The 4,698-nt window shown below is 55.4% G+C and carries 3 protein-coding genes and 2 pseudogenes; all 5 read left to right on the forward strand.

The window, feature by feature from the left end; all coding sequences use genetic code 11:
- Window positions 1-259, forward strand: a pseudogene (locus lacNas_RS01210) (peptide ABC transporter substrate-binding protein); the annotation flags it as partial.
- 10 nt (window positions 260-269) lie between these two features.
- Entirely contained in the window at window positions 270-1,556 is a 1,287-nt protein-coding gene (gene pepT / locus lacNas_RS01215) for a peptidase T (RefSeq protein ID WP_201330184.1), read from the forward strand.
- A gap of 112 nt (window positions 1,557-1,668) precedes the next feature.
- Window positions 1,669-2,697, forward strand: coding sequence for a tRNA dihydrouridine synthase DusB (dusB, locus tag lacNas_RS01220; RefSeq protein WP_201330185.1), 1,029 nt, complete (start codon window positions 1,669-1,671; stop codon window positions 2,695-2,697).
- Between the two features lie 16 nt (window positions 2,698-2,713).
- The gene (gene lysS, locus lacNas_RS01225) at window positions 2,714-4,237 is read left to right on the forward strand and encodes a lysine--tRNA ligase (protein ID WP_201330186.1); all 1,524 of its coding nucleotides are present in this window, start codon (window positions 2,714-2,716) and stop codon (window positions 4,235-4,237) included.
- 203 nt (window positions 4,238-4,440) lie between these two features.
- Window positions 4,441-4,698: pseudogene (locus tag lacNas_RS01230) on the forward strand (hypothetical protein); the annotation flags it as partial.

Here is a 4,698-nt window from a genome sequence, read left to right on the forward strand (position 1 = left end):
CTCCAGCTACAACAACAGCGGCTACGACAGCAGCGAGTACGACAAGCTGCTTGATGAAGCCGAAAACGTCTACGGCAACAAGCCAGTTCAGCGCTGGAAGCGGCTGGTGGCTGCCGAAAAGCTGCTGATGAATGAACAGGGGACTATTCCGCTGATCCAGACGGCTCACCCGCAACTGGTGCAGAGCTACGTCAAGAACGTGTCCTACAACCCGCTGGGCATCCCTTACGACTTCAAGCTCGTTTACATCAAGAAATAGGAGGCAGGCAATGGCATTCGCTGATCTTGATTTTTTGGAAAAAAACTTTATCCATTATGCCAAAGAAGACACCCAGTCCAAGTACGCCAACAAAGACCAGGTCCCAACTACGCCGGGCCAGGTCAAAATGATGAAAGAGCTGGCTGGCCAGGTCAAAGACTATGGCCTTGAGTCTTACTACAACGAGAAAACGGCTTTTGCGATCGGCCGCCTGCCGGCAAACGCGGCCGGCATTGCCCCGCTCGGCTTTTTCGCTCACGTTGACACGGTTGAATATGACGACCGCTTTCCGGTCCGCCCCCAGGTCCACCGGAACTACCAGGGAGAAAAGCTGGCTTTGGATGAGGCAAACGGCATTTTCCTGGATCCGGCGGAATTTCCAGACCTGCTGACCTTAAAGGGGCAGACTTTGATCACCAGCGACGGCAAGACGGTCCTGGGAACCGACGACAAGGCAGGGGTGACCGGGCTGCTGGCCGCGCTCAAGTACCTGCATGAGCACCCGGAAGTTGACCACGGCGACGTTTACGTGGCTTTCGGGCCGGATGAAGAGATCGGCCTGGGCGGGCAGCGCTTTGACCCGGCCGACTTCCCGGGGGTGGAATTTGCCTACACCCTGGACAATGGCCGGCCAGGCGACTTTGAATACGAGACCTTCAACGCTTCGGCAGCCGAGCTGAAGATCAAGGGGACCGTGGTTCACCCGGGCGAGGCCTATGGGCTGATGGTCAACGCGACGACGATCATGACGGAATTTCTGGAGGCCTTGCCAAAAGACCAGGTACCGGAAAAGTCCCGCGGCCATGATGGCTTCATCATGGTGACGGATGCCGAAAGCAGCGTCGATTCAGCCCGCGTCGGCTTGATCATCCGCGACTTTGACTGGGACAAGTTTTTGGCCAAGGAAGACCTGGTCAGAGACCTTGTTGCCCGCCTGGGGGAAAAATACGGGGCTGACCGCTTTGACCTGCACCTGCGCCGGCAGTACGAAAACATCTACAACGGCATCAAGGACAAGCCTTACGTGGTAAACCTGGCCCTGGACGCTTATGAAAAAGCGGGGCTGACGGCCAACGTGCAGACTTTCAGGGGCGGCACCGACGGCAACTTCATCACCCAAAAGGGGATCCCGACTCCCAACCTTTTCAACGGCGGAGGCAACTATCACGGCCGCTACGAGTACGTGACGGTTGAACAGATGGACCAGCTGGCAGAGCTGCTGGTTGCCATTGTTTCGGAACATGCCCGCCAGAGCCGGGAGGGACGCGACGAGCGGCCCTTGGAAAAATACTGGTAAAAGGAAGCATCTCCGTTTTAGGGGATGCTTTTTTGCCGGGCTTATGGTTTGTTCTTTGCGGCCTTTCTTGTTATGATATAAAGTTGTAGTTATTGAAAGGAACAAAAAGGCAATGGACACTACTTGGAAGATACGCGAAATCGAAATCCCCAACCGGGTGATGGTGGCGCCGATGGCCGGCGTTTCCAACATGGCTTTTCGAAAAGTCTGCAAAGAATTCGGTGCGGGCATGGTCGTCTGTGAAATGATTTCCGACCACGGGATCATTTACGGCAACAAAAAGACCCTGAGCATGCTGGATGTCGACCCGGGCGAGCACCCGATGAGCATCCAGATTTTCGGCGGCACTGAAGACAGCCTTTTGCAGGCGGCCCAATACATCGACCAGCACACTGATGCCGACATCATCGACATCAACATGGGCTGCCCGGTGCCGAAGGTCACCAAGACCGACGCGGGTTCCAAGTGGCTTTTGGACTCAAACAAGATCTACCAGATGGTCCACAAGGTTGTCCAAAACGTGGAAAAGCCGGTGTCCGTCAAGATGCGGATCGGCTGGGATCGCAAGCACATTTTTGCCGTTGAAAATGCCCTGGCTGCCCAGGAAGCCGGTGCTTCCATGCTGGCCATGCACGGCCGGACCAGAAAGCAGATGTACCAGGGCGAAGCCGACTGGGAAACCCTGCATGAAGTGGCCCAGGTCCTGGACATTCCTTTCGTAGCCAACGGGGACATCACGACCCCGCAATTGGCCAAGAAGGCCCTGGACGAGATCGGCTGCACGGCCGTCATGGTCGGCCGGGCTGCTTTGGGCAATCCTTGGATCTTAAAGGAAATGACCCACTACCTGGCAACCGGCGAAGAACTGCCCAAACAGACCGTCCGGGAAAAGGTGGAAACTGCCAAGCACCAGCTGGACGGCCTGGTTCAGCTGCATGGGGAAAAGCGGGCCGTCCCGGAATTTCGCCAGCAGGCCGCATATTATTTGAAGGGAATTCCCCGTTCTGCCCGGACTCGTGCTAAAATAAATGAAGTCTGGACGCGTCAGGAGGTCTACGACCTGCTTGACGAATTCGTCGAAACTTACGAAAAGCGCGCGCGCCAGAAAGAGGCCCGCGCCGTCAATACTCAATCTATGTAAATGGAGGAAAAACACGTTGGCAAAGAACGAAATTAACGACCAATTGCTTGTTCGTCGTCAAAAGCTGGAAGAACTTAAGGAGCTGGGGATTGAACCCTTCGGCCGCAAATACGACCGTGAAGCCCTGGCGCGCGATTTGGACGAAAAGTACCTGGGCCTTGACAAAGACGAACTGAACGCCGACATGCCGAAGACCAAGATTGCCGGCCGGATGCTGGCCAAGCGGGGCAAGGGCAAGGTAGGCTTTGCTGACCTCTACGACCGCAGCGGCAAGATCCAGATCTATGTCCGCAAAGACATGGTCGGGGAAGAAAACTACCAGATTTTCAAGAAGGCCGACTTGGGCGACTTCCTGGGCGTTGAAGGCGAAGTCTTCAAGACCGACTCAGGCGAACTGTCTGTCCGCGCCCAGCACGTGACCTTCCTGTCCAAGGCTCTGCGGCCGCTTCCGGACAAGTACCATGGTCTTAAGGACGTTGAATCCATTTACCGGCAACGCTACCTGGACTTGATCACCAACCACGAAAGCTACCAGCGCTTTGTCAACCGGACCAAGATCATCCAGGCCATCCGCGACTACTTGAACGGCCAGGACTTCCTGGAAGTTGAAACTCCGGTATTGCACAACATTCCAGGCGGGGCTGAAGCGCGTCCCTTCATCACCCACCACAACGCCCTGGACATCAACCTGTACATGCGGATTGCCCTGGAATTGCCGCTTAAGCGGCTGATCGTCGGCGACATGGAACGGGTTTACGAAATCGGCCGGGTCTTCAGAAACGAAGGGATGGACCTCAAGCACAACCCTGAATTTACTGAACTTGAAACCTACGCTGCCTACTACGACTTCCACGACGTCATGGACGAAGCCGAAGGCATCATCCGGGCAGCCGCCAAGGTTGTTTCCGAAGACGGCAAGATCAACTACCAAGGCACTGACCTTGACTTGGGCAAGCCTTTCCGCCGGGTACACATGGTTGACCTGATCAAGGAACTGACCGGCGTTGACTTCTGGAAGCCGATGACTTTGGAAGAAGCCCGGAAGGTTGCGGCTGAACACCACGTTGAAGTTGAACCTTACTGGCAGGTTGGCCACATCATCAACGCCTTCTTTGAAGAGTTTGGCGAAAAGTCCATTGTTGACCCGACCTTCGTTTACGGGCACCCGGTTGAAGTTTCACCGCTGGCCAAGAAGAACGCGGACGACCCACGCTTTACTGACCGTTTCGAAATCTTCATCATGGGCAACGAATACGGCAACGCCTTCTCAGAACTGAACGACCCGCTGGACCAGCGGGAACGCTTTGAAGCTCAGATGGCAGAACGTGACGCCGGCAACGACGAAGCCGACATCATCGACGAAGACTACCTGCGGGCCATGGAATACGGCATGCCGCCTACGGGTGGTCTGGGCATCGGGATCGACCGTCTGGTCATGCTCTTGACCAACGCGGCTTCCATCCGTGACGTCCTGCTCTTCCCGACCATGCGTCCGGAAAAGATCGTTGACGATGAAAAGAACATCAAGCTGGACAAGTAATTTAGCTGAATAAAACGAGAAGCTCCTCAGCCGCCGCGGCCGGGGAGCTTTTTCTGTGAAAAAACAAAGCAAATCGTTTTCAAGATATAAATATTAGAACATTTTTGTTAAAATATAGGCAATCATTTCCGGGACGGACCGGATTGCAACTGAAGCAGCGACTGGAAAGTCATTTTTGCCTGCTTTTAGAAATGGATGTTTTCTTGCCAATTTACAAATACCTATTGTCGATTCTGACGACCATCTCGGCAATCGCCGGGGCTTTTCTGGCCGCAAGCAGCGCCTTGAGCGCCGGCCTGCAGGGCGGGATGCTTGCAGCGGGTCTGTTTACGGGGCTCTTTTTCCTCTATGGGCTGAGCGCCGTTTATTTGTGGCGGCCTGACAAGCGGTTGCTCTGGCTGCTGACGGCGGGCCTAGTACTGGCTGCGGGCGGGCTGGCTTTTGCCGGCCAGCTGCTGGCA

Source organism: Lactobacillus nasalidis (genome assembly GCF_016587775.1).
In the GTDB taxonomy this organism is placed as follows: domain Bacteria; phylum Bacillota; class Bacilli; order Lactobacillales; family Lactobacillaceae; genus Lactobacillus; species Lactobacillus nasalidis.

Excerpts from the sequence above, each read along its gene's own strand:
- pepT (WP_201330184.1), top strand. The coding sequence starts at position 270 with ATGGCATTCGCTGATCTTGATTTTTTGGAAAAAAACTTTATCCATTAT.
- dusB (WP_201330185.1), top strand. The coding sequence starts at position 1,669 with ATGGACACTACTTGGAAGATACGCGAAATCGAAATCCCCAACCGGGTG.